The sequence below is a fragment of the Pseudomonas sp. GW822-FHT02G04 genome (genome assembly GCF_058802085.1).
On sequence record NZ_JBXANU010000033.1, the window covers coordinates 36,658 to 59,617 of the forward strand.

21 protein-coding genes are annotated in these 22,960 nt (G+C 60.6%); 3 read left to right on the plus strand and 18 right to left on the minus strand.

Annotated features, from left to right (window positions below):
* Positions 1–65: 65 nt before the first annotated feature.
* The 9 genes from AC1RO5_RS27690 to AC1RO5_RS27730 form a co-directional block, all read right to left on the minus strand.
* The gene (locus tag AC1RO5_RS27690; RefSeq protein WP_493178808.1) at positions 66–323 is read right to left on the minus strand and encodes a hypothetical protein; all 258 of its coding nucleotides are present in this window, start codon (positions 321–323) and stop codon (positions 66–68) included.
* Positions 320–532, minus strand: coding sequence for a hypothetical protein (locus tag AC1RO5_RS27695; RefSeq protein ID WP_019579305.1), 213 nt, complete (start codon positions 530–532; stop codon positions 320–322). Before AC1RO5_RS27695 ends, AC1RO5_RS27690 begins: the two co-directional genes overlap by 4 nt.
* 115 nt (positions 533–647) lie before the next feature.
* Positions 648–773, minus strand: a complete 126-nt coding sequence (locus tag AC1RO5_RS27700; RefSeq protein WP_493178809.1) for a hypothetical protein — start codon at positions 771–773, stop codon at positions 648–650.
* 205 nt (positions 774–978) lie between these two features.
* On the minus strand, positions 979–1,158 hold the full coding sequence (locus AC1RO5_RS27705; protein ID WP_019650041.1) for a hypothetical protein: 180 nt from the start codon (positions 1,156–1,158) through the stop codon (positions 979–981).
* Between the two features lie 155 nt (positions 1,159–1,313).
* Positions 1,314–2,483, minus strand: coding sequence for a lactonase family protein (locus AC1RO5_RS27710; RefSeq protein WP_493178841.1), 1,170 nt, complete (start codon positions 2,481–2,483; stop codon positions 1,314–1,316).
* Positions 2,476–2,772: a DUF5629 family protein gene (locus AC1RO5_RS27715; RefSeq protein WP_493178811.1), complete on the minus strand. Its 297-nt coding sequence runs from the start codon at positions 2,770–2,772 to the stop codon at positions 2,476–2,478. Before AC1RO5_RS27715 ends, AC1RO5_RS27710 begins: the two co-directional genes overlap by 8 nt.
* A gap of 199 nt (positions 2,773–2,971) precedes the next feature.
* Positions 2,972–4,552 (minus strand): aldehyde dehydrogenase (NADP(+)), encoded by a 1,581-nt coding sequence (locus AC1RO5_RS27720; RefSeq protein ID WP_493178813.1) that lies wholly within the window; start codon positions 4,550–4,552, stop codon positions 2,972–2,974.
* A gap of 10 nt (positions 4,553–4,562) precedes the next feature.
* On the minus strand, positions 4,563–5,555 hold the full coding sequence (gene araD1, locus AC1RO5_RS27725; RefSeq protein ID WP_493178814.1) for an AraD1 family protein: 993 nt from the start codon (positions 5,553–5,555) through the stop codon (positions 4,563–4,565).
* Between the two features lie 43 nt (positions 5,556–5,598).
* On the minus strand, positions 5,599–6,921 hold the full coding sequence (locus AC1RO5_RS27730; RefSeq protein WP_493178816.1) for an MFS transporter: 1,323 nt from the start codon (positions 6,919–6,921) through the stop codon (positions 5,599–5,601).
* 193 nt (positions 6,922–7,114) lie between these two features.
* Between AC1RO5_RS27730 and AC1RO5_RS27735 the strand changes: the two genes are divergently transcribed.
* Both AC1RO5_RS27735 and AC1RO5_RS27740 read left to right on the plus strand, forming a co-directional pair.
* Complete coding sequence (locus tag AC1RO5_RS27735) at positions 7,115–8,851, plus strand: IlvD/Edd family dehydratase (RefSeq protein WP_493178818.1); 1,737 nt, start codon at positions 7,115–7,117, stop codon at positions 8,849–8,851.
* Between the two features lie 243 nt (positions 8,852–9,094).
* Positions 9,095–9,814 carry a FadR/GntR family transcriptional regulator gene (locus AC1RO5_RS27740; protein WP_086776271.1) on the plus strand — a complete coding sequence of 240 codons (720 nt, stop codon included), beginning with the start codon at positions 9,095–9,097 and terminating at the stop codon, positions 9,812–9,814.
* A gap of 72 nt (positions 9,815–9,886) precedes the next feature.
* Here the strand turns inward: AC1RO5_RS27740 and AC1RO5_RS27745 are convergent, their stop codons facing one another.
* The 8 genes from AC1RO5_RS27745 to AC1RO5_RS27780 all read right to left on the minus strand — a co-directional run bounded on the left by AC1RO5_RS27745 (position 9,887) and on the right by AC1RO5_RS27780 (position 20,270).
* Positions 9,887–12,271 (minus strand): efflux RND transporter permease subunit, encoded by a 2,385-nt coding sequence (locus AC1RO5_RS27745; RefSeq protein WP_493178820.1) that lies wholly within the window; start codon positions 12,269–12,271, stop codon positions 9,887–9,889.
* A 28-nt stretch (positions 12,272–12,299) separates the two neighbouring features.
* On the minus strand, positions 12,300–13,367 hold the full coding sequence (locus AC1RO5_RS27750) for a WD40/YVTN/BNR-like repeat-containing protein (protein ID WP_493178822.1): 1,068 nt from the start codon (positions 13,365–13,367) through the stop codon (positions 12,300–12,302).
* A gap of 386 nt (positions 13,368–13,753) precedes the next feature.
* On the minus strand, positions 13,754–16,411 hold the full coding sequence (gene pepN, locus AC1RO5_RS27755; protein ID WP_493178824.1) for an aminopeptidase N: 2,658 nt from the start codon (positions 16,409–16,411) through the stop codon (positions 13,754–13,756).
* A gap of 10 nt (positions 16,412–16,421) precedes the next feature.
* Entirely contained in the window at positions 16,422–17,252 is an 831-nt protein-coding gene (locus AC1RO5_RS27760) for a DUF2797 domain-containing protein (RefSeq protein ID WP_493178826.1), read from the minus strand.
* On the minus strand, positions 17,249–17,509 hold the full coding sequence (locus tag AC1RO5_RS27765; RefSeq protein WP_007906784.1) for a YeaC family protein: 261 nt from the start codon (positions 17,507–17,509) through the stop codon (positions 17,249–17,251). Before AC1RO5_RS27765 ends, AC1RO5_RS27760 begins: the two co-directional genes overlap by 4 nt.
* A gap of 30 nt (positions 17,510–17,539) precedes the next feature.
* Positions 17,540–18,412, minus strand: coding sequence for a rhomboid family intramembrane serine protease (locus tag AC1RO5_RS27770; protein ID WP_493178828.1), 873 nt, complete (start codon positions 18,410–18,412; stop codon positions 17,540–17,542).
* Positions 18,409–19,383, minus strand: a complete 975-nt coding sequence (locus AC1RO5_RS27775; RefSeq protein ID WP_493178843.1) for a metallophosphoesterase — start codon at positions 19,381–19,383, stop codon at positions 18,409–18,411. The genes AC1RO5_RS27770 and AC1RO5_RS27775 overlap by 4 nt, the downstream gene beginning before the upstream one ends.
* Positions 19,380–20,270: an NAD(+) kinase gene (locus AC1RO5_RS27780; RefSeq protein WP_007906781.1), complete on the minus strand. Its 891-nt coding sequence runs from the start codon at positions 20,268–20,270 to the stop codon at positions 19,380–19,382. Before AC1RO5_RS27780 ends, AC1RO5_RS27775 begins: the two co-directional genes overlap by 4 nt.
* Before the next feature lie 123 nt (positions 20,271–20,393).
* On the opposite strand from AC1RO5_RS27780, the gene AC1RO5_RS27785 reads away from it, so the two are divergent.
* Positions 20,394–21,344 (plus strand): DUF1853 family protein, encoded by a 951-nt coding sequence (locus tag AC1RO5_RS27785; RefSeq protein ID WP_493178830.1) that lies wholly within the window; start codon positions 20,394–20,396, stop codon positions 21,342–21,344.
* A gap of 130 nt (positions 21,345–21,474) precedes the next feature.
* Here AC1RO5_RS27785 and AC1RO5_RS27790 read toward each other — a convergent pair whose 3' ends face one another.
* A complete protein-coding gene (locus AC1RO5_RS27790; protein WP_493178832.1) occupies positions 21,475–22,758 on the minus strand; it encodes an arsenic transporter in 1,284 nt (427 codons plus the stop codon).
* Positions 22,759–22,960 lie beyond the last annotated feature (202 nt).

Genomic DNA, 22,960 nt, shown 5'->3' on the forward strand with positions numbered 1-22,960 from the left:
GACGGGTTTGGGGCTGCTGCGCAGCCCAGCGGGAGCAAGCTCCCTCGCCACAATAGACCGGGGATTCAGGCCAACACCGAGCACATCCCCAACGCCGAGCAGTCCACCTGGAATGGCCCGAAGAATTCGCCACTGGATTTGCTCGGTGGATTACCCACCAGCAACTCCAGAGCCTTGGCGGTCTGGATGTTGTGGGCGATGTTGTGGTTGCATTCGATGGCCCGCGCCACCGAGCCCGCCGAGCCCTGCCCGATCCCCAACAACGAAGCGCCGTTGGTCATGAACGCCAGGAAGGCGATGACCCAGAGTCTGCGTCCTTTCATGCCCCGGCCACTCCCGCCAAGTCGGCGTCATCAACCACCGCGTGTTGGGCGCGGTGTTCGAACTGGATGCCGGGATAAGCGATCTGAATCGGTGCTTGAAGGCTGTGTTGCGATTGAGCCGAAAGGCTGACGACCAACACCATGGCCACGTAAAGACCAATGGCCAGGTAGGCGCCGTGTTTGGCAGAAGTGAGGATGGTGCTGGCCATGGTGTTCTCCGTGGGCATGTTTCAGTGCCCACAGAATCGATCAAAAAACAGAAGATAACTAGCGACCTTTATGCATAGTAGCTATCAGTTTTATTGATCTTGAACCCAGCGTGTTTCAGTCCTCGATAAAACTCATCAAGCGCTCACAGGCCGCTTCCGGCTCGTTGGGAACGGGCTGGGCTGCCGAAAGAATCGGGGTGGAATAGAGAAACAGGAGAACCACTGCCAGACGCATCGCCATGCTGTCGATCCTTTTAGGGAAGGAGTCAAAAAATCAGCGTCAAATTTAAACACATGGCCATGTGATATCAAGCACTACATTGATAGCAATATGATGCTGTCGTAAATGCGTTATGCAGGAGCGACATCACTTCGGGGCTTTTCGACGCCTGTGGGCCGATCGGCAAGTGACTTCGCTCCTGCATAAAGGGTGCAGGGCTGACATTTCAGTGTTGGGTTTTGTGATCCAGCGCGGCGTAGAAGTTGGCGCTCTGTTGCAGGTATTTCTGGGTGTAGCTTTGGGTGTGGGATTTTTTGTCGCTGATTTCAACGTTAGCGCTGGCAGGCAGTGCAACAGTGGCGGAAATAGCGGAAGCGGCGATGACAGAGAAGAGATTGAAGTTCATGGCGGTATTCCTCGATTCAGTTGGCTTGCTTGCCCGGTTGGGCCGTGAAGCAAACTTAACTCCCGAGGGTCGGCGCCTTGAAATGCTTTGTAGCATTAGCCGATATCAGTCTCATTAATAGAAGGTTGCAGGCCCCATCCACCGGGGCCTGCGGCCTATTGACGCAGCAGGAACTTGAGATCGCTCGGGGCATCCATCGGCAGTTTTTGCACGGTTTTGCCCAACAGACCGGTCTTGGCGTCACGCTCGATGACGACAATCTGGTTGCTCTTCTGGTTGGCAATCAGCACGAACCTGCCGCTCGGGTCGAGGCTGAACTCGCGCGGGTGATCGCCGTCCACCGAGCGCCGCTGAAGCTCCTTGAGGTGGCCGGTTGCCGGGTCGATGGCGAACACCAGCAACTGATTGGCGGTGCCACGGTTGCTGACGTAAAGGAACTTGCCATCGGCCGAGGCGTGAAGCGCAGCCGCAGCCTTGCCCGATGTGGGCAGCCCCGCCGCCAGATCGACCAACTGCGTTTGCTCGAGCGTGCCGTCCTTGTAGTCGAACACCGCCACCTGCGCGCTCATCTCCATGGTCAGCCAGGCGTGCTTGCCATCGGCGCTGAACAGCAAATGTCGCGGCCCGCTGCCGGGTGGCAACTGGACGGATGCCGGTTTGGCGGCGGTCAACGGCCGTTCCGGATTGGCCTTGGGGTCGAAGTGATAGACAAATATCTTGTCCGCGCCCAGGTCATTGGAAAACACGTAGTGGCCGTCCGGCGAAGAAACCACCGAATGCACGTGCGCCGACATCTGCCGCTCGGGGTTGACCCGGCTGGCCGGATGACTGCTCATCTGCACCACCGGTTTGAGCGTGCCATCGCTGCTGACCGGTAACACCGCCAGGGTGCCGCCCGGGTCTTCAGCCACCGAGTAGTTGCTGACAAACAGATGGCTGGCATCGCCGCTGATGCTCGAGTGTGTCGGCTCGTTGCCCAAGGTCTGCACCTGGTTGATCAGGCTTAGCTCATGGGTTTTCGGATCGATTGCGTAACTGCTGACGCGCCCTACCGGATCGACCTGCCCCGGACCGTTTTCGTTGACCGCGAAGAGGCGATGTTGATCCTTGGACACGGTCAGCCAGGATGGGTTGGCGCTCTTCACCACTTGCAGCGGCTTGGCATCGATCTGCCCGGTGCGGCTGTCGAAGTTCAGGCGATAAATCCCCTGGCTCTGGCCGGCGGTGTACGACCCCACCAGCAACTCGTAGCTGTCGACCGGCGCCGCCTGCACGCCCATCGCGCCGACGCTGCCGGCGATCAACAGTGGCCAGAAGTTACGCATCCTCATTCGTTTCGTCCTCGTCATCCTGACCACCGAACGCTTCCATAGGCACCAGCCGGTGTTCACCGGAATCACCGGTGATGACCCAGCTCTTCAGAGAGGGATCGAACGTCGCCGCCGCGATCTGGGCCATGCTGAACTCCCAGCGTTTGAGCGCCCGACCGTCCATGCATTCGATGTGCAGGTTGTCGTCTTCATCGAGAGAGAAGTCGAAAGCGTGCAGCCCGTCGATCTCCAGCATGTCGCAGTGTTCGAGGGCGTTGAGCAAGGTGTCGTTTACGGCAGTCATGGCAGTCAATCTTTGAATGGGAAAGGCGCAATGATAGCTCATCACACCGCAATGATCGTTCCCACGCTCCGCGCGGGAATGCCTCAACGGACGCTCTGCGTTCGGCTGTTGATGTGACGCGGAGCGTCACGGGCTGCATTCCCACGCAGAGCGTGGGAACGATCAGTTACAGCGGACCGAGCCAATCAGTTGTGGGCGGCTAGAGAGCGTCGCGCGATGGTTTGCCATCGACCAGACGTTGGATGCGCAGCGGATTGCCATTCTTCAAGGCTTCCGGCAGCAGGCTGTCGGGGTAGTTCTGGAAGCACACCGGGCGCAGGAAACGGTCGATGGCCAGGGTGCCCACCGAAGTGCCGCGCGCATCGGAAGTCGCCGGATACGGTCCGCCATGGACCATCGAATCGCAGACTTCCACACCGGTCGGATAACCATTGAGCAGAATCCGCCCGACCTTCTGCTCCAACAATGGCGTCAGCTCGCCGAAGCGTTCGAAGTCCGTCGGCTCACCTATAATCGTTGCCGTCAGTTGCCCGTGCAGGCCGTTCAGCGCAGCACTGAGTTGCGCCTGATCCGCCACCTCAACAAACACCGTGGTCGGGCCGAACACTTCCTCTTGCAGCACTTCATCGCCATCGAGCAACAGGCTCACATCCGCCTTGAACAGCTGCGGCTGCGCCTGATTGCCTTGTTGCGGGTTGCCGGCCAGGTGCTCGATCTGCGGATGGGCGAGAAGCTTGTGCAGGCCTTTGCCATAGCTGCTCAAGGTGCCGGCGTTGAGCATGGTTTGCGCCGGCTGATCGCCGATCAGCCCGGCCACCTGCTGCACGAACGCACTGAACTGCGGCGAACGAATGCCGATCACCAGCCCCGGATTGGTACAGAACTGCCCGCAGCCCTGCACCACCGAAGCAGTGAGGTCACGGGCGATGCTCTCAGCACGAATTTCCAGCGCCTGAGGCAACACGATCACCGGGTTGATGCTCGACATCTCGGCAAACACCGGAATCGGCTGCGCCCGTGCCGCAGCCATGTCGCACAGCGCCCGACCGCCTTTCAGTGAGCCGGTAAAACCGACCGCCTGAATCGCCGGATGCTTGACCAGCGCTTCCCCTACTCCACCGCCATAGATCATGTTGAACACACCGGCCGGCATGGCGGTTTTCTCGGCGGCTCGGATCACCGCGTCGGCCACCCATTCAGCGGTTGCCATGTGACCGCTGTGGGCCTTGAACACCACCGGGCAGCCAGCGGCCAAAGCTGAAGCGGTATCGCCGCCCGCCGTGGAAAACGCCAACGGAAAGTTACTCGCGCCAAACACCGCCACCGGCCCCAGACCAATGCGGTATTGGCGCAGGTCCGGACGCGGCAGTGGCTGGCGTTCCGGTAGCGCCAGATCGATCCGCGCGCCATAGAAATCACCGCGCCGCAGCACCTTGGCGAACAGACGCATCTGGCCGCTGGTGCGCCCACGCTCGCCTTGAATCCGCGCCGCCGGCAACGCGGTTTCGCGGCAGACCACGGCCACGAACTCATCGCCCAGGGCGTCCAGTTCATCGGCAATTGTGTCCAGAAATTGCGCACGGCGTTCGGCGCTCAGGCTGCGATAGGCCGGGTAAGCAGCGGCGGCAGCCTTCGCGGCGGCATCGACTTCTGCAGCAGTGGCTTGGTAGAAATCGTGGGGCAAGGCCTCGCCAGTGCTGGCATCGACGCTTTGCAGTTTGACGGTGCCGGCAGCGCTGCGCTCACCGCCAATGTAGTTGTGACCAAGAATCCGGGTCATGGGTGTCTCCTTAAAGTGTGCCGACGGTGCCGGGTTCGAACGCTGCTTCAACCGGAGCGATGCCGTTGATCAAGGGGGCGCCGAACTCGGCCTGGCTGATCTCGAACACATCGCCCGGCCGAGTGCGAATGCCATCGGCGAAGGACAGGGTCGCGGTGCCGAAGAAGTGGATGTGCACATCGCCGGGGCGCAGGAACTGGCTGTACTTGAAATGGTGATACTCGAGGTTTTCCAGGCTGTGGCACATGTTGGCTTCGCCACTGAGGAACTCGTTCTGCCACAGCACTTCGCCGTCACGCAAGATGCGGCTGGTGCCCGCCAGGTGTTGCGGCAATTCGCCGACCCGAAGCTCCGGGCCATAGCTGCAACTGCGCAGTTTCGAATGGGCCAGGTAAAGGTAATTCTTGCGTTCCATCACGTGATCGGAGAACTCGTTGCCCACCGCGAAACCGAGGCGATACGGTTTGCGGTCGTGGCCGATGACATAGAGGCCGCTGAGCTCTGGCTCTTCCCCGGCATCTTCGGCAAAGGGCGGCAACGGGAACGGTTTGCCCGGTCGCACGACGATGCTGCCGTCGCCCTTGTAGAACCATTCCGGTTGTACACCAGCCCAGCCGGATGCGGGTTTACCACCCTCCACGCCCCATTTGAAGATGCGCATGGTGTCGGTCATCGCCGCTTCGTCGCCGACCTGCTGATGCATTTTGTCCCGGGCCGAGGCGCTGCCCAAATGGGTCAGGCCGGTGCCGCTGACCAGCATATGCGCCGGGTCCGGGTGATCCAGCGGCGGCAGGATGCGCAGCTTGGCCAGCAGCTCGGCATAGTTGTGGCTGATGCCCAGCCCCAGGGTTTGAACCTGTTGCTCAAGATTGACCCCCGCCTCGATCGCTGCCAGCGCCAGATCCCGCACCGTGTGCGCATCCCGCACTTCGCGCACCAGATCGTCTTCGACCACGCCGACGCGGCGCTCGCCATTACTCAATTCGAACTGAACTAAACGCATGAACCTTCTCCTGTTAATGCAGAACTTGTTGGCCAGTTTCCCGTCAGCTACGGGTAGCGCCGCGAGCGCTGGCGGCAAACTGGTCGGCCGGCAGCACGTGCTTGCGCTCCAGCAGGCGATACACCACGCCGGTCAGGACCAGGCCGAACACCATCACGCAGGACAGGAAGTACAGCCCCGACGCCAGGTTGCCGGTGTATTCCTTCAGCGCACCGATCACGAACGGGCCGATGTAGCCGCCGAGGTTGCCCACCGAATTGATCAAGGCGATCCCCGCCGCTGCACTGGCGCCGGCGAAGAATCGCCCCGGCAAGGTCCAGAACACCGCCGTGCAGGAAAACAGCGCGAACGCCACCAGGCACAGCGCCGCCAGTTGTAGCACCGGCACCGACAGCCAGGCGCTGAGGAACAGGCCGATGGCACCCAACACATACAGCACCGCCAGATGACCGTAGCGATCATTCAGGCGGTCGGAACTGCGCGGAATGATCAGCAAACCGATGATCCCGAAGATGTACGGCACCGATGACACGAACCCGGTCACCAGGTCCGTGCCACCGAACTGCTTGATCAGCGTCGGCAGCCACAAACCGAGACCATAGATGCTCAGGGTCACCGGCAGATAGAACAGCGCCAGCAGCAACACCCGTTTGTCCTTCAGTGCATGCAGCGGATTGCCGTGGCAGGTCTGGCCATATTCGGCGAGGTCTTTTTTCAGTTCCCCGGTCAGCCAGTCTTTCTCGGATTGATCCAGCCATTCCACTTGGTCCGGGCCGTCCGGCAAGTAGCGCAGCACCGGCCAGGTCAGCAGGATCGCTGGCGTACCGATGACGATGAACAGCCACTGCCAGCCGTGCAGGCCAAGGATGCCGTCCATGCCGAGCAAACCGTCGGACACCGGGCCGGTGATCATCATTGCGATGGGTTGGGAAAGGATGAACAGCCCGAGGATCTTGCCGCGATGGCGAATCGGGAACCATTGGGTGATGTAGTACAGCACGCCCGGAAAGAACCCGGCTTCGGCCGCGCCGAGCAGAAAGCGCATCACATAGAAGCTGTTCGGTCCCTGGACGAACGCCATGCCGATGGTGATGGCGCCCCAGGTGAGCATGATCCGCGCGAACCAGCGGCGGGCGCCGAAGCGGTCGAGCATCAGGTTGCTGGGGATTTCCAGCAGAAAGTAACCAATGAAGAACAGCCCGGCGCCAAATCCGTAAGCCGCGTCACCGATACCGACGTCGGCGCCCATGTGCAGTTTGGCGAACCCCACGGCGGAGCGATCCACATAGGCGATCAGGTACAGCAGGATCAGGAAGGGAATCAGTTTCAGCGTGATGCGACGTATAAGCCGCAATTCCTGGCTCATGAGTTCGGTCTCCGATTGTTGTTGTTATAGAACCTCGGGGGACGCCTCTCGCGGAAAACCACCAGGGCCATCCCTCCGTTGAAATCGACTATATAGTAATACTATTTAAGCAACAACACTTCCAAACAGCGGAAATTGCGCTTATGTTACGCCGTAGCTCGAACAATATAGTCATACAATAAGAGAACCGATCATGACTGATAAGAAACCCACCCTGCGCTCCGCCCAATGGTTTGGCACTGCCGACAAGAACGGCTTCATGTACCGCAGCTGGATGAAGAATCAGGGCATCGCCGACCATCAGTTCCACGGCAAGCCGATCATCGGCATCTGCAACACCTGGTCGGAACTGACCCCGTGCAACGCGCATTTCCGCCAGATCGCGGAGCACGTCAAACGCGGGGTGATCGAAGCCGGCGGTTTTCCAGTGGAATTCCCGGTGTTCTCCAATGGCGAATCGAACCTGCGCCCCACCGCCATGCTCACCCGTAACCTGGCGAGCATGGATGTCGAGGAAGCCATTCGCGGCAACCCTATCGACGGCGTTGTGCTGCTCACCGGTTGCGACAAAACCACTCCGGCGCTGCTGATGGGCGCGGCCAGTTGCGACGTGCCGGCGATCGTCGTGACCGGTGGGCCGATGCTCAACGGCAAGCACAAGGGCCAGGACATTGGTTCGGGCACGGTGGTGTGGCAGCTCAGCGAACAGGTCAAGGCTGGCACCATCACCCTTGATGATTTCCTCGCGGCCGAGGGCGGTATGTCTCGTTCGGCCGGTACTTGCAACACCATGGGCACCGCCTCGACCATGGCTTGCATGGCTGAAGCACTGGGCACGTCCCTGCCCCACAACGCGGCGATTCCGGCGGTTGATGCGCGCCGTTATGTGTTGGCGCACATGTCTGGCATGCGTGCGGTGGAGATGGTTCGCGAAGATTTGAAGCTGTCGAAAATCCTCACCAAAGAAGCCTTCGAAAACGCCATCCGGGTGAACGCCGCCATCGGCGGTTCGACCAACGCGGTGATCCATTTGAAAGCCATCGCCGGGCGCATCGGTGTCGAACTGGATCTGGATGACTGGACCCGCATCGGTCGCGGCATGCCGACCATTGTCGACTTGCAACCGTCCGGTCGCTTCCTGATGGAAGAGTTCTACTATGCTGGCGGCTTGCCTGCGGTGCTGCGTCGCCTCGGCGAAGCCAACCTGATTCCAAACCCGAACGCCCTCACCGTCAACGGCAAAACCCTCGGCGAGAACACCAAGGACGCGCCAATCTATGGCCAGGACGAAGTGATCCGCACCCTCGACAACCCGATCCGCGCCGACGGCGGCATCTGTGTGCTGCGCGGCAACCTGGCGCCACTGGGTGCGGTGCTCAAACCCTCCGCAGCGAGTGCCGAGCTGATGCAACATCGTGGGCGCGCGGTGGTGTTCGAGAACTTCGACATGTACAAGGCGCGGATCAACGACCCGGAACTGGACGTGGATGCCAACTCGATTCTGGTGATGAAAAACTGCGGGCCGAAGGGTTATCCAGGCATGGCCGAAGTCGGCAACATGGGCTTGCCGGCCAAGCTGCTGGCCCAGGGTGTGACCGACATGGTGCGGATTTCCGATGCGCGCATGAGCGGCACGGCGTACGGCACCGTGGTTTTGCATGTGGCACCGGAAGCGGCCGCCGGCGGGCCTTTGGCTGCGGTGAAGGAAGGCGACTGGATCGAGCTTGATTGCGCCAATGGACGTTTGCACCTGGATATTCCGGATGCCGAACTGGCCGCGCGCATGGCCGATCTGCAACCGCCGCAGCAGTTGCTGGTGGGCGGCTATCGCCAGCTGTACATCGACCATGTGCTGCAGGCGGATCAGGGCTGCGACTTCGACTTCCTCGTCGGTTGTCGTGGAGCCGAGGTGCCGCGTCACTCTCACTGACCCTCTGGATTCTGTAACCACAGCAGAACCTGTGGCGAGGGAGCTTGTCGGATCGCCGCACCGTCCCGTTGGGCTGCGAAGCGGCCCCAATACAGGCAGTCGCGATTTGTCAGGCAGACCGTGCCGGCCGATTTGCGACTGCTTCGCAGCCGAGCGGGAGCAAGCTCCCTCGCCACAATGATTGTACCCGCCGCGCCTGCTATCATGCGCAGCACCCCATCGCACAGGATCGCGCCGTTCCCCATGGATTACCGCAAACCCTCTGACCGCAAAAGCATGCACTCGCGCATCGTCCAGGAACTGGGCATGCAGATTGTCTCGGGACGTTTCAAACCGGACGACAAGCTGCCCGCCGAAGCCCTGTTGTGCGAGGAATACGCGGTCAGCCGGCCAGTCCTGCGCGAAGCGACCCGAGTGCTGGTTGCCAAGGGCCTGGTGTATTCCCGTCCGCGGGTCGGCACCGTGGTCAAGCCGCGCCGGGAATGGCACATGCTCGACCCGGACGTGCTGCACTGGTTGATGCAAAGCAGCCCGCAGAATGAGTTCTTCAGCCTGCTGACCAGCGTGCGCAGCATCATCGAACCGGCCGCCGCCGCATTGGCCGCGCAGTTCGCCACCGACGAAGACATCGCCTCCATCGGTGAAGCCTACCAGCGCATGGAAGCGGCACCGACGCCTGAAGCCTTGTTGCAGCCGGACCTGGATTTCCACAGCCGCATCGCCGACGCGACCCACAACGACCTGCTGGCGAACCTGTGCAACATGTTGTCGGTGGCGATTGCCGAAGCCTTGAAACACTCCAACCAACGGCCGAACCTGCATGAACTGGCGTTGCCTCGGCACAAGGCGATTCTTACGGCGATCGAGAATCGCGATGCGCTGGGCGCGCGGCATGCGACGTTGGTGCAACTCGACGATGCGCGTAATGCCTTGAATGTGGTGCTCGGCACCGATCCCTCGTAAAGCAAAGTCAAAAGATCTTCATAAACAGAAAAGCCGCAACCAAGGTTGCGGCTTTGTTGTTTCAGCGGCCGGTCAGTGAGCAAACAGCGAGTTGCCCTTCTGCCCTGCCAGTTTCTCCGGCTTGATCAGGAACCGCGCCAGCGCCGGCAACAGCCACAACGCGCCAAACATGTTCCAGAGCAGCATGAAGGTCAGCATCAGGCCCATGTCGGCCTGGAACTTGATCGCCGAGAAAATCCAGGTGCACACACCGATCGCCAGGCACAGACCTGTGAACAGCACAGCCTTGCCGGTGGATTTCAGCGTCTGGTAGTACGCCTCTTGCAGCGGCAGACCAGCACGCAGGAAGCTTTCCAGGCGACTGTAGATGTAGATCCCGTAATCCACGCCGATCCCCACCCCGAGTGCCACCACTGGCAAGGTCGCCACTTTCACACCGATGCCCATGAACGCCATGAGTGCGTTGCCGAGCACCGAGGTCAGCACCAGCGGCAGCACGATGCACAAGGTCGCCGCCCAGGAACGGAAGGTGATCATGCACATGGTCGCGACGCAGATGTACACCAGCACCAGAATCGTCAGTTCGGAGCGTTTGATCACCTCGTTGGTGGCGGCCTCGATCCCGGCGTTACCGGCGGCGAGGATGAACTCCAGGCCTTCCTTGTTGTTGTCCTTGGCGAAGTCCTGCACCGCATGAACCGCGCGATCCAGGGTTTCGGCCTTGTGATCGTTGAGGAACACCAGCACCGGCGCCAGGGAGCAATTGTTGTTGTACAGACCATCGGCACGGGCGATGGAGTTGTTCAGCACGTCCGGGTTGCGCGACAGGGTTTCCCATTTCAGGTTGCCCTCGTTCATGCCCTTGATCATCTGCTTGGACACCGTCACCAGCGAGATCGCCGATTGCACGCCCTCGGTGTTCTGCATCTTCCACATCAGCTCGTCGATCGGCGCCATGGCTTCATAGCGCGAGCAACCTTCGGATTTGGTCTTGACCATCACCACCAACACGTCGGAACTGGTGGAGTAGTTGTTGATGATGAAACTGTTGTCCTTGTTGTAACGCGAGTCCGGACGCAGTTCCGGCGCGCCCTGGTCGAGGTCGCCGATTTTCAGGTTCTGGCTGTACCAGAGGCCACCACCGAAGGCAATCAGCGCCAGGGCAATGGAGACCGGTGCGACTTTCGGGCTGGCAAAGTTCGCCAGCAGGCGCCAGAAGGGATGCTCGCGGTGCGCGTCTTTCTTGCTGCGGTCGACGGCGCGTTTGCTGATACCCACGTAGGAAATCGCTACCGGCAGCAGGATCAGGTTGGTGAACACGATCACCGCCACGCCGATGGACGCGCCGATGGCCAGTTCGCGAATCACGCCGATGTCGATGATCAACAGCGTGATAAAGCCCACCGCATCCGCGAGGATCGCGATCATCCCCGGCAGGAACAACTGACGGAATGTACGCCGCGCCGCGGTCAGTGCGTTGTCCGCCTCGCTGGACTGCAAGGCGATACCGTTGATTTTCTGCACGCCATGGGAAATCCCGATGGCGAAGATCAGGAACGGCACCAGCATCGAGTACGGATCAAGCCCGAAGCCAAAAAAGTGCATCAAGCCGAGCTGCCAGACCACCGCCACCAGTGTCGTACTCAGTACCGCCACGGTGCTGCGCATGCAGTTGGTGAACCAGTACAACAGGATCAGGGTAATGACGAAGGCGACGCCGAAGAACATCACCACCATGACCAGCCCATCGATCAGGTCACCGACTTTCTTGGCGAACCCGACAATGTGGATCTTCACGTTGGGGTTCTGGGCTTCGAACTTGTTGCGGATCTTGTCTTCAAGTTCGTGTGAGAACTTGCGGTAGTCCAGCGCCAGCAACTTGCCCTGGTCCTGCGGGTCCGGGTAGGACTCCAGCAATGGGATGTCGACGATGCTCGACTTGAAGTCGTTGGCCACCAGACGCCCGACTTGCCCGGACTTGAGCACGTTGTTGCGCAGCAGGTCGAGGCTCTGCAGGGAGCCGTTATAGCTCTGGGGGATCACTTCACCACCGGCGAAGCCCTCCTCCGTCACCTCGGTCCAGCGCACGCTCGGGCTCCACAGCGACTTGAGGCCGGAACGGTCGACGCCGGAGATGTAGAACACCTCGTCGTTGATTTGGCGCAGGGTCTCCATGTACTCCTTGGAGAAGATGTCGCCGTCGGTGGCTTCCACGGAAATCCGTACGGTGTTGCCCAGGTTCGCCAGATCGTTGCGATGCTCCATCATCTTTTCAATGAACGGATGCTCGAGCGGGATCATTTTTTCGAAGCTGGTGGACGGCCGGATCAGCGTCGCCTGCCAGAACAGGAAAATACTGACCAGCAGGCAGATGACGATCACCGCCGGGCGGTTGTTGAAGATCAGGCGTTCAAGAAACGTCGCCTTGTCCTGATGAGGAGTGGTTAAGGATGTCATAGACCCGCCTTCTTATTATTTGCCCGGCTCATTTGGACGACCCGTTTTTTCCATTCTCTGCGCCAGTTGGCGAAGTGACGCGAACGCCGCCCTGCCCGGCCAGAATCAGATTGCCGTTGCCCGCCGCCGTGACCGCCGAGACGGAAATGCGATCGGGACGGTTGAACACGCTGAAGGTTTCGCCGTCGTCACTGCTGCGAATGACACTGCCGCCGTTACCGACGATCACGATGGAACCGTCGTCGAGCAGCGTGGCGCCGGACAGGCCGAATTCCAGCGCACCGCGTGCAGCCTTGAGTTCGACCTGCTCCCACGTGGTGCCGAAATCCGTGGAGCGGTAGAGATTGCCCCGCAAGCCGTAGACCAGCAGCGTGGCCGGTTGCGCAGTGCCGATGACGCCGAACAGCGAGCCTTCGTATGGGCCTTCCAGCTTTTCCCAGGTCTGCCCTTCATCGGCGGAACGGAACATGCTGCCCTGCTCGCCGACGATGAAAATGCCGGAATCCTTGACTGCAGCTATGGCGTTGAGGTGGTACTGGTCTTCGTTGTCCAGGCGATCGCTGGCGTCTTCCCAGTTTTTGCCGCCGTCGGTGGTTTCCAGCAAAGCACCGTAAGCGCCCACGGCAAAGCCGCTGTTGACATCGTTGAACCAGACGTCGAGCAGCGGCGATTCGCGCTTCAGGTCTTCGAATTGCTTGCTCCAGGTGACGCCGCCGTCTTCACTGGCGAGGATCTGTGCGTCATGGCCGACGGCCCAACCGTGTTTGTCGTCGACAAAAAATACCGCGGTCAGCAGTTGCCGGGTCGGCACCTTGGCCTGGGTCCAGGTCGCGCCCTGGTCATCGGAATACAGGATGTGCCCGCGATCGCCGACCGCCACCAGGCGTTTGCCGGCATGTACGACATCGAGCATCAGGCCTTTGCTGGCCTTGGCGGATTCAACGGAATAAACCACGTCGGCGGTCGGCGCGGCAGCGGCCAGCACAGGGGCCGACAACACGGCACAACCCAACAGCGAGAGCGCTGTAGCCAGCAACACGAACCTGCGTAACGCCGGCGGGCGGCAAATACTCACACCCATGACAGGCTCACTCATAGACCTTCCCCCATTATTATTGTTAGGTCATTCAACCTTTCAGGGCGCCGTAAGGGGGTGCTCACCGGGACTGCCCTATTCCAGAGCATAGTCCTGAAACCCGCAATCCAGAGCCCCTTCGGAAGCTGGGCTTATCCTATCGGGGTTTGGAAAGGTCTGACAATCGACGCCACGTTATGTTTTGTTAACCAGGGGGATATGGGGCGTGGGTGAATGGGGAGGCATTCGGAGCGGTGATGGTGTCGGGTCGGAAGATCGTTCCCACGCTCCGCGTGGGAATGCCGCCATGGACGCTCTGCGTCCGCTGTTGAGGCTGTGACGCGGAGCGTCACGGGATGCATTCCCACGCAGAGCGTGGGAACGATCAGACGATCAGGTGGGCAAGGTCAGGCCAGGCTTTTGCTGACCACTTCGTACACGTCGCTGGACAGTTGCCCCGAAGCGAGAATCCGCTCCAGTTCGCCTTTCATCAACACCTGACGGGCGCTGTCGTACTTGCGCCAGCGAGTCAGCGGCGCCAGTTGGCGAGAAGCAATCTGCGGATTAAACCCGTTCAACTCGATGACCAGATCCGCCAGGAACCGATACCCGGAACCATCCGCCGCGTGGAAGTTGATCAGGTTCTGCCCGGCAAACGCGCCGACCAGTGCCCGCACCTTGTTCGGGTTCTTGATGTTGAATGCCGGGTGTTGCATCAAGGCTTTGACCCGCGCCAGACCGCCGGGCAATACACTGCCGGCCTGAACGCTGAACCACTGATCCATGACCAGCGGATTGTCCTTGAAGTGCTCGGCGAAGCTCGCCAGTGCCTTGGCTTTCTGCTCTTCGAACGGCGAATTCACCAGCACCGCCAACGCGGTCAGGCGCTCGGTCATGTTGTCGCACGCGTCGAACTGCTCAAGGGTCACGGCCAACACTTCTGGTTTATCGCTGAGCATCAGGTAGGACAACGCAATGTTCTGCAGTGCGCGGCGGGCGAAGTGCACGGCCTCGGCCACATACGGAGTCTTCTTCGACAGATCGCGGTTGGCCTGATAACGCTGCCACAACGCATCAAACAGGTTGTCCGCCAATTGCTTGCGAGCGAATTCGCGAGCCGTGTGAATAGCCTCGACATCAGCCACTTCGCTGATTTCGGTCAGGTACGCTTCGCTCGGCAGCGAGAGCATTTCCGCAACCATCGCCTGATCCAGCGTCTCGTCGGCCAGTACGGTACGCAGCGCTGCAATCAAACGCTGATCCAGCACCAGCGCCTCGCCCTTCTGCTGCTGGGCAATCAGTTCTTGCAGCACCTGCACCGACAATTGCTGGCCGGCATCCCAACGGTTGAAACCGTCGCTGTCGTGCTGCATCAGGAACATCAGTTGATCGCGATCGTACGGGAAGCTCAGTTTCACCGGCGCCGAGAAGCCGCGCAGCAACGAAGGCAGTGGTTTTTCAGCAATGTCGACGAAGGTGAAGGTCTGCTCGGCTTCAGTCACCGAGATAACTCGCGAAGTACCTTGAGCACTGGCTTCACCGGACAGACGCACTGCAATCGCTGCGCCTTTCGAATCAAGCAGACCCAGCTCCACCGGAATCACGAACGGCAGTTTTTCCACCTTGTCCGGGGTTTCCGGGCAGCTCTGACGGAAGGTCAGGCTGTAGGTTTTCGCCGCTGCGTCGTAGGACTCGCTCACTGCCAGACGTGGTGTGCCGGCCTGGCTGTACCAGCGTTTGAACTGAGTCAGGTCGACGCCATTGGCATCTTCCATGGCCTTGATGAAGTCGTCGCAGGTCACGGCCTGGCCGTCATGGCGTGCGAAGTACAGGTCGCTGCCTTTGCGGAAACCATCGGCGCCAAGCAAGGTGTGGATCATGCCGACCACTTCCGAACCCTTTTCGTACACGGTCAGGGTGTAGAAGTTGGAAATCTCGATGAAGCTGTCCGGGCGCACGGCATGGGCCATGGGGCCGGCATCTTCGGCGAACTGGTGGGTGCGCAGGTACGCTACGTCCTGGATGCGCTTGACCGTGGCCGAGTTCATGTCGGCCGAGAATTCCGAATCGCGGAACACGGTGAAGCCTTCTTTCAGCGACAGCTGGAACCAGTCGCGGCAGGTCACGCGGTTGCCCGACCAGTTGTGGAAGTATTCGTGAGCGACAATCGCCTCGACCCGCTGGTGAGCGGCGTCGGTAGCGGTTTCGGCACGGGCCAGCACGGCGCTGGAGTTGAAGATGTTGAGGCCCTTGTTTTCCATGGCACCCATGTTGAAGTCGTTGACCGCGACGATCATGAAGATGTCCAGGTCGTACTCGCGACCGTAGACTTCTTCGTCCCAACGCATGGACTTCTTCAGGCTGTTCATGGCGTGCTGGCACTTGTCGATGTTTTCTGGCTCGACATAAATGCGCAGCGCCACGGAGCGCTCGGCCATGGTGGTGAAAGTGTCTTCGACACACCACAGGTCACCGGCCACCAGCGCGAACAGGTAGGCAGGCTTCTTGAACGGGTCTTCCCAGGTCGCCCAATGACGACCGTCTTCGCCGGGACCGGAGGCAATCGGGTTGCCGTTGGACAGCAGCACCGGATAGCTGTGCTGCTCGGCGACCACCGTGGTGGTGAACGTGCTCATCACGTCCGGGCGGTCGAGGTAATAGGTGATCTTGCGGAAACCTTCGGCCTCGCACTGGGTGCAGAACATCGTGCCGGATTTGTACAGGCCTTCCAGGGCAGTGTTGGTTTCCGGGTGGATCCGGACGCTGGTGTCGACCGTGAAACTTGTTTCGGTCGGCTGCAGGGTCAGATGGTTCTCGGTCAACTGGTAGTCGGCAGCGCTCAGTTCGCGGTCGGCCAATGTCACCGACAGCAGTTCGAGTTGCTGGCCATCCAGCACCAACGGCGGCAGGCCCGGGCCACGTTCAGGGTTGCGGCGCATCACCAGTTGCGCATGGACCAGGCTGTGGTCCTCGAACAACTCGAAGGTCAGGTGCGTCTCGTCGATCAGGTACTCGGGCGCCTGATAGTCCTTCAGGTAAATCATCTTCGGTTGTTCGGTGCGCATGCTGGAGTCCTTACTGATGCACGGCGAGCTGGTAGGCCGTGTATTTACGAATATTGATCACGCCGGTGTCGAAAATCAGGTACTGGCCCTTGATCCCCAACAGCGTGCCTTCGGCAATCGGGTTCTTGTCCAGGTTGAAGCTGACGATTTTGGCCGGGTACTGCTCGACCGGGTAGCGGATTTCTAGCGGTTCGACATCGGTAATCGTCTGGATTGCTTGTAGGCCGAATCGCTCCTGCAAACTGTGCAAACCTTCGGCGCAGTTTTCAAATAGCTGATCGCGAACCTGCGCCAGATCCACCGACACCGCATCGCCCTTGAGTAAAGCACGCCAGTTGGTCTTGTCGGCGACCTGGCTGCGGAACAGGTCTTCGACGAAGCCCGACTGCTGACGGGTCGAGACGCGCACGATCGGCAACGCCTGGCTGGCGCCCTGATCGAGCCAGCGGGTCGGCAGCTGGGTGGCGCGGGTAATGCCGACCTTGATCCCCGACGAATTGGCCAGGTAAACCACATGGTCGGTCATGCAGAACTTCTCGCCCCACTCAGGCTCCCGGCAAGTGCCAGCGTCGTAGTGGCAACGCTCCGGGCTCATGATGCAGATGTCGCACTGGGCCAGTTTGGTCATGCACGGGTAGCAGTAACCCTGGCTGAAACTGGTTTTGGTCTTGCGTCCGCAATGGGTGCAGTGGATCGCCCCCAGGTATTCCAGGCGCACCGTAGTGCCGATCAATGGATTGACCGGGACCTCTACCTCGCCCAGACGAAAAGCGTACTGCACGTTCGGCCCGTCAAGGCGCGCCGACATTTTGCTGATTGCACCGCGGCCAATCTCGATCAATGGATGGCATCCGACTTGAACAGAATATTCGGCACTTCGATCGACTTCGACGAGCACTCCTGCGGGCCCATGTAGCCGGTGCGCTCTTCCTCGGGCAGATTCTGGATTTCCCAGGCGATCATCGCTTGCAGGGACAGTTCGCGCTGCTCGGCGGTGAGCTTGCCACCGTCGGACCATTTGCCGATTTCCACCGCCAGTTTCAGGCTCTGGTAGATATCCGGGGTGATGTTTTTGATCATTTCGTTAAAAGAGGACATCAGGGTCTCCGCGCTCTTCATTCACATAGCTTATTTAGAAGTCAGTTTACGGCGGTTGAACAAGCCGCCCAACAAACCGGTGAAGCATCCGATGAGTAACCCGCCGACGTGGGCCGCGTTGGCAATTTCGCCGAAGCCGATCATTGAGACCAAGCCCGACAGGCACAGCAGCAACCACACCAGCATCATCACCAACACCCCACGAGGCAGGCGATAAGCCGGGTTCGGCGACAACAGCTGGAAGATCCAGCAATGCCCGAGCAGGCCGTACAGCACCCCGGACAACCCGCCAAACAGGGTCGGGCCGCTGAAAAGGAACTGGGCATAGTTGGACACCAGGCTGAACAGCAACGTCAGGCCGATCAGGTTGATGCTGCCCTGACGCGACTCGATGCGCCGCCCCAGTTCCCAGTACCACATGCCGTTCATGGCCAGGTGCAGGATGCCGAAGTGGATCAGCATCGGCGTCACCAGGCGCCACCACTGCCCCGCCGCCAGGCTGTCGGCCAGTGGTGTGAAATGGATGTATTCGCCGACCACGCGGAAATCGAGGAAGGTCAGCCAGCGCATCGTCTCGAGGTTTTCGCCCAGCAGCGTCACCGCGCCGACGATCAGGCTCAGCAACAGCACGAACGCCGTGGCCTTGCTGTGGCGCAACTGCTCGACAAAGCCCGGACGCTGCAGGGTCGGCGCCTCCGGGATATCCAGTTGCTGATCGGGGTCGCCGGCCGGGAAACGTTCGTACAACGAGCGCACGTCTTCGCTGATGCTGGCGGGTACCCACAACACCTGCTCGCCCGCCTCTTCGCTGACCCGATGGGGCACTTGCATGCGCTGCAGCAGTTTGACGAACCCGCTCAAATCCACTGCCAGCGGCAGACGCAATACCGCTACCGCCGTCATTGCAGCAACTCCGGCCGCTCGACATCGACCCAGACAAATTTATGCGGGTCGAGACGGGTTTCCTGATCCAGACGATAAGCGACCAGTTTGCCGTAGAGCACCGCGCTGTAATCCAGGCACGCCAGGTTCGGGCGGATCGGCGCCGGTTTGCCGCTGCGCCAGTAGTGGCCGACGAACAACATCGGCTCATCGATACCGTAGCGCAGCAGGTTGTCTTTTTCACTGGACGACAGCGGCGTGCGGGCCACCGGTTCAGGCAAGGCGTCGGGCTGGAACACGATGTCTCCGTAGGTTTGCGGGTCGTCTTCCCAGAATTTGGTGCGGAAGAAGGAACGGGTCAGGCCGTCGCCGCTGGTCATGGTCAAGCCGTGGGGCAAGCGCATGTCGGTGCCGCGCAACAGGCGATCGAACACGGTACAGGCGAAACTGCCCGGCACCGCGGAGGCCTGGAGGAAATGTTCGTCGATGCAACCGTCAGGGAACAAGCCGCGCAACGGTTCGATCAGGCCGGCGTCCCAGCAGGCATGCACCACGCGGAAACGCCCGGCGTCGACGAACAATGGCAGCTTGTAGAACCATTGCAGGAAGTCCTGCCATTCCTCGGGATGATCCTCGAACTGGGTCAGGGTTTCCTTGAGCAGGCGTGCGTGGCGCGGCGTATGTTCGCGCACGAACTGCTTGCCGCTGCCCGGCGGCGCCGGCGTGCTCCAGCCCAGGGCGTTGAATTCATGGTTGCCCATGATGCACAGCGCCTGGCCGGCCTCGACCATGTCGTGGACGATGTGCAGCGCCTCGCGAATGCGCGGGCCGCGGTCGATGATGTCGCCGAGGAACACCGCCATACGCGACGGATGCCGCCAGACACCCGCCTGTTTGTGGTAACCGAGCCGGTCGAGCAAATGCTCAAGGGTCAGAGCGCAACCGTGCACGTCACCGATCAGGTCGTAGCTACGCGCGGGATCGAGCATCAGTCGCCTCCACCACCCAACTTGCTGCCCCAGCCGAGCTTGGTCCGGCAGACTTCATAGTAGTTGTGGTCGAGTGGGTGAATCAGCCGCAGCTTCTGCGCTTTCTTGCTGATGGTGATGGTGTCACCGGGCGCGCAGGTGAAGTGGTTCTGCCCGTCACAGGAGACTTGCGGGTAAATCTGCATATCTTTGGACACGACGATTTTCAGCTCACTGTTGCCATCGACCACAATCGGCCTACCCGACAAGGTATGGGGGTACATCGGCACAATCACAATAGCGTCGAGCTTGGGATGCATGATCGGGCCGCCCGCCGACAGCGCGTAGGCGGTCGAACCGGTGGGCGTGGCAACGATCAGGCCGTCGGCCTTCTGGCTGCAGACGAACTGGCCGTCGATGTACAGTTCGAACTCGATCATTCGCGTCGATTTACCGGGGTGCAGCACCACGTCGTTCAGCGCATCGCCCTGGCCGATGGCTTCGGCGTGGCGCCGGACTTCGGCTTGCAGCAGGAAACGGTTTTCCACCAGATAGTGGCCGTCGAGCACTTCGGCGACTTTGACTTCCAGCTCATCGGGGCGAATATCGGTGAGGAATCCCAGGCTGCCACGGTTGATGCCGAGCACCGGAATATTGTGCCGGGCCAGCGCCCGGGCGGCGCCCAACAGGCTACCGTCACCACCGACCACAATCACCATGTCACAGACTTCACCGAGCATCTTGCGCGACGAAGTTTGCAGGCCATGGCCCGGCAGGACTTCGGCGATGGTGTCTTCGAGGATCACGTGCAGGTGACGATCGAGCAGAAACCGTTTCAGTCGGCGGACGGTATCCAGCACCTGAGAACTGCCCAGGCGACCGATGATGCCGATATTACGAAATTGCTCCATGGGGCTCCTATTGGGACGCGGCGGCCTGCGACGGCGAAAAACACGATTATGGGCGAAAGCGCGGCGTAGACAAAACCCTTTCAGCCACAACGGTGTGCTCGCGTTTCGGGCTATGCTCGCAAGATGATCCTATTTCCAGATTTGCTCCAGTTACCTCACCAGTTGCGCCACCCTGAAGTGCGCGACCTGGCTTGGGTCATCCTCGCGCCGCCGATGCTCAGTGCCACCCCGTGGCCGCAGCGTCATCCGTTGGCCGGCAGCGATTGGGTGCAGGCTCCGGAGCGCCTGGAACACTGGCTCAGGCAACTGGACCGTGACAGTTACGATTTGCTGCACTGGCTGGCCCAGGCCAGGACCCGGCGCCTGGGTTTGTACTACGAACGGCTATGGCAGTACGCCGTGCGGCACGCGCCGGGGATCGAGCTGATTGCCGCCAACATGCCGATCCGCCGCGAAGGCCACACCTTGGGCGAGCTGGACATGCTGCTGCGCGATCGCGATGGCGTGCATCATCTGGAACTGGCGATCAAACTCTACCTCGGCCCGCAGAACGGTGACGGCCATGACACCGCGCAGTGGCTCGGACCGGGCTGCCATGATCGACTGGACCGCAAACTGGAACACCTGAGCCGACATCAATTGCCGATTTCAGCGCGGGCGGAGAGCCGTGAAGTGCTGGCATCGCTGGATATCCAGCAGTTCAGCGCGCACCTGTGGCTGGGTGGTTATCTGCTCTATCCGTGGCCGGGGCAGGCCGAACCACCGAGCGGCGCACACCCTCAGCATTTGCGCGGTAGCTGGCTGCACCAGAAGGACTGGGCGGATTTTGTCGTGCAGCGTCCGTTCGGTCGCTGGCAACCCCTGCCCCGCCATGCCTGGCTGGCGCCGGCGCACTATCCCGAAGAGCAGACCTGGGGCGCTGAACAGCTGGATGCGTGGCTGAGCGATCTGGACCCGCTGGCACCGGCGCAATTGATGGTGCGGCTGACAGAGAATGCCAAAGGGGATTGGGAAGAGGCCGAGCGGCTGTTTCTGGTGTCCGATCTTTGGCCGAATGTGCCGGGCAGTGGTTGAGTTTTGTAGTGCCTGGGCGGGCTCATTCGCGGGCAAGCCTCGCTCCTACGGGTTTTGTGTCGTTCACACATTCATAATCAACACTAAACCCTGTAGGAGCGAGGCTTGCCCGCGAATGGGCCAACGCGGTCTAGATGGACAACCGCAACGCCAAAGCCGCCAACGTCACCAACAACACCGGCACCGTCAGCACAACCCCGACCTTGAAGTAATACCCCCAGCCAATCCGGATATTCTTGCGCTGCAACACATGCAGCCACAGCAAGGTCGCCAGACTGCCGATCGGGGTAATTTTCGGCCCCAGGTCGCTGCCGATGACGTTGGCGTAGATCATCGCCTCTTTCGCCACGCCGGTCGCTTGACTGGCATCGATCGAGAGCAAGCCGATCAGCACGGTCGGCAGATTGTTCATCACCGACGACAGCAACGCCGTCAGCACCCCGGTGCCCATGGCCGCGCCCCATACGCCGTAACCGGCAAAGCCATCCAGCCAACCGGCCAGATACCCGGTTAGCCCGGCGTTGCGCAGGCCATACACCACGAGGTACATCCCTAAGGAAAAAATCACGATCTGCCACGGCGCTTCTTTCATCACCTTGCGCGTGGAAATCTTGTGGCCACGGGCGGCAATGGCCAGCAGCAGTGCGGCGCACACCGAGGAAATCGCGCTGATCGGAATGCCCAACGGCTCTAGGGCAAAGCAGCCGAGCAGCAGAATCACCAGCACGACCCAACCGGCATAAAACGTCGCGGTGTCGTGAATCGCGGTGGCCGGGTCTGCCAATTGCCCGGGATCGTAATCACGGGGGATGTCGCGACGGAAGAACACCATCAACATTGCCAGGGTCGCCGCCACGCTCACCAGGTTGACCGGGATCATCACCGCGGCGTAGCGGTTGAAACTGATTTTGAAGAAGTCAGCCGAAACAATGTTCACCAGGTTCGACACCACCAGCGGCAGGCTCGCGGTGTCGGCGATGAAACCGGCCCCCATCACGAACGCCAGGGTCGCCGCCGGGGAAAAACGCAACGCCAGCAACATGGAAATCACGATCGGCGTAAGAATCAGCGCCGCGCCGTCATTGGCGAACAACGCAGAGACCAGTGCGCCGAGCAGCACCATATAAGCAAAGAGCTTGCGCCCGCTGCCCCGCCCCCAACGGGCCACATGCAACGCGGCCCAGGCAAAGAACCCCGCCTCATCCAGCAGCAGGCTGATGATAATCAGCGCAACAAAGGTGCCGGTGGCATTCCAGATAATCTGCCACACCAGCGGAATATCGCTCAGGTGCACCACCCCGGACAGCAGCGCCAGCACCGCGCCGAATACCGCACTCCAGCCGACGCCCAGGCCTTTGGGTTGCCAGATCACCAGGGTGATGGTCAGCAAAAAAATCAACGATGCGATGAGCATATAAACCCGGTTCCAGCCCGACGGAAAAACGAAGCGCGGAATATAGGGAGGTTTGAATAGACCGTAAAGTGAAGGTTCTAAACGCAGAAACCCGTAGGAACGAGGCTTGCCCGCGAAGAACGATGACGCGCAGTACCTGAAAAACCGCGGCGTGTCCTTCGCGGGCAAGCCTCGCTCCTACAGGGGTTGTGGTTTGCCAAAA

Bases quoted from the DNA above. Each gene is read 5' to 3' on its own strand.
- AC1RO5_RS27690 (WP_493178808.1), bottom strand. From the start codon at position 323: ATGAAAGGACGCAGACTCTGGGTCATCGCCTTCCTGGCGTTCATGACC.
- AC1RO5_RS27695 (WP_019579305.1), bottom strand. From the start codon at position 532: ATGGCCAGCACCATCCTCACTTCTGCCAAACACGGCGCCTACCTGGCC.
- AC1RO5_RS27700 (WP_493178809.1), bottom strand. From the start codon at position 773: ATGGCGATGCGTCTGGCAGTGGTTCTCCTGTTTCTCTATTCCACCCCG.
- AC1RO5_RS27705 (WP_019650041.1), bottom strand. From the start codon at position 1,158: ATGAACTTCAATCTCTTCTCTGTCATCGCCGCTTCCGCTATTTCCGCC.
- AC1RO5_RS27710 (WP_493178841.1), bottom strand. From the start codon at position 2,483: ATGCGTAACTTCTGGCCACTGTTGATCGCCGGCAGCGTCGGCGCGATG.
- AC1RO5_RS27715 (WP_493178811.1), bottom strand. From the start codon at position 2,772: ATGACTGCCGTAAACGACACCTTGCTCAACGCCCTCGAACACTGCGAC.
- AC1RO5_RS27720 (WP_493178813.1), bottom strand. From the start codon at position 4,552: ATGACCCGGATTCTTGGTCACAACTACATTGGCGGTGAGCGCAGCGCT.
- araD1 (WP_493178814.1), bottom strand. From the start codon at position 5,555: ATGCGTTTAGTTCAGTTCGAATTGAGTAATGGCGAGCGCCGCGTCGGC.
- AC1RO5_RS27730 (WP_493178816.1), bottom strand. From the start codon at position 6,921: ATGAGCCAGGAATTGCGGCTTATACGTCGCATCACGCTGAAACTGATT.
- AC1RO5_RS27735 (WP_493178818.1), top strand. From the start codon at position 7,115: ATGACTGATAAGAAACCCACCCTGCGCTCCGCCCAATGGTTTGGCACT.
- AC1RO5_RS27740 (WP_086776271.1), top strand. From the start codon at position 9,095: ATGGATTACCGCAAACCCTCTGACCGCAAAAGCATGCACTCGCGCATC.
- AC1RO5_RS27745 (WP_493178820.1), bottom strand. From the start codon at position 12,271: ATGACATCCTTAACCACTCCTCATCAGGACAAGGCGACGTTTCTTGAA.
- AC1RO5_RS27750 (WP_493178822.1), bottom strand. From the start codon at position 13,367: ATGAGTGAGCCTGTCATGGGTGTGAGTATTTGCCGCCCGCCGGCGTTA.
- pepN (WP_493178824.1), bottom strand. From the start codon at position 16,411: ATGCGCACCGAACAACCGAAGATGATTTACCTGAAGGACTATCAGGCG.
- AC1RO5_RS27765 (WP_007906784.1), bottom strand. From the start codon at position 17,509: ATGTCCTCTTTTAACGAAATGATCAAAAACATCACCCCGGATATCTAC.
- AC1RO5_RS27770 (WP_493178828.1), bottom strand. From the start codon at position 18,412: ATGACGGCGGTAGCGGTATTGCGTCTGCCGCTGGCAGTGGATTTGAGC.
- AC1RO5_RS27780 (WP_007906781.1), bottom strand. From the start codon at position 20,270: ATGGAGCAATTTCGTAATATCGGCATCATCGGTCGCCTGGGCAGTTCT.
- AC1RO5_RS27785 (WP_493178830.1), top strand. From the start codon at position 20,394: ATGATCCTATTTCCAGATTTGCTCCAGTTACCTCACCAGTTGCGCCAC.
- AC1RO5_RS27790 (WP_493178832.1), bottom strand. From the start codon at position 22,758: ATGCTCATCGCATCGTTGATTTTTTTGCTGACCATCACCCTGGTGATC.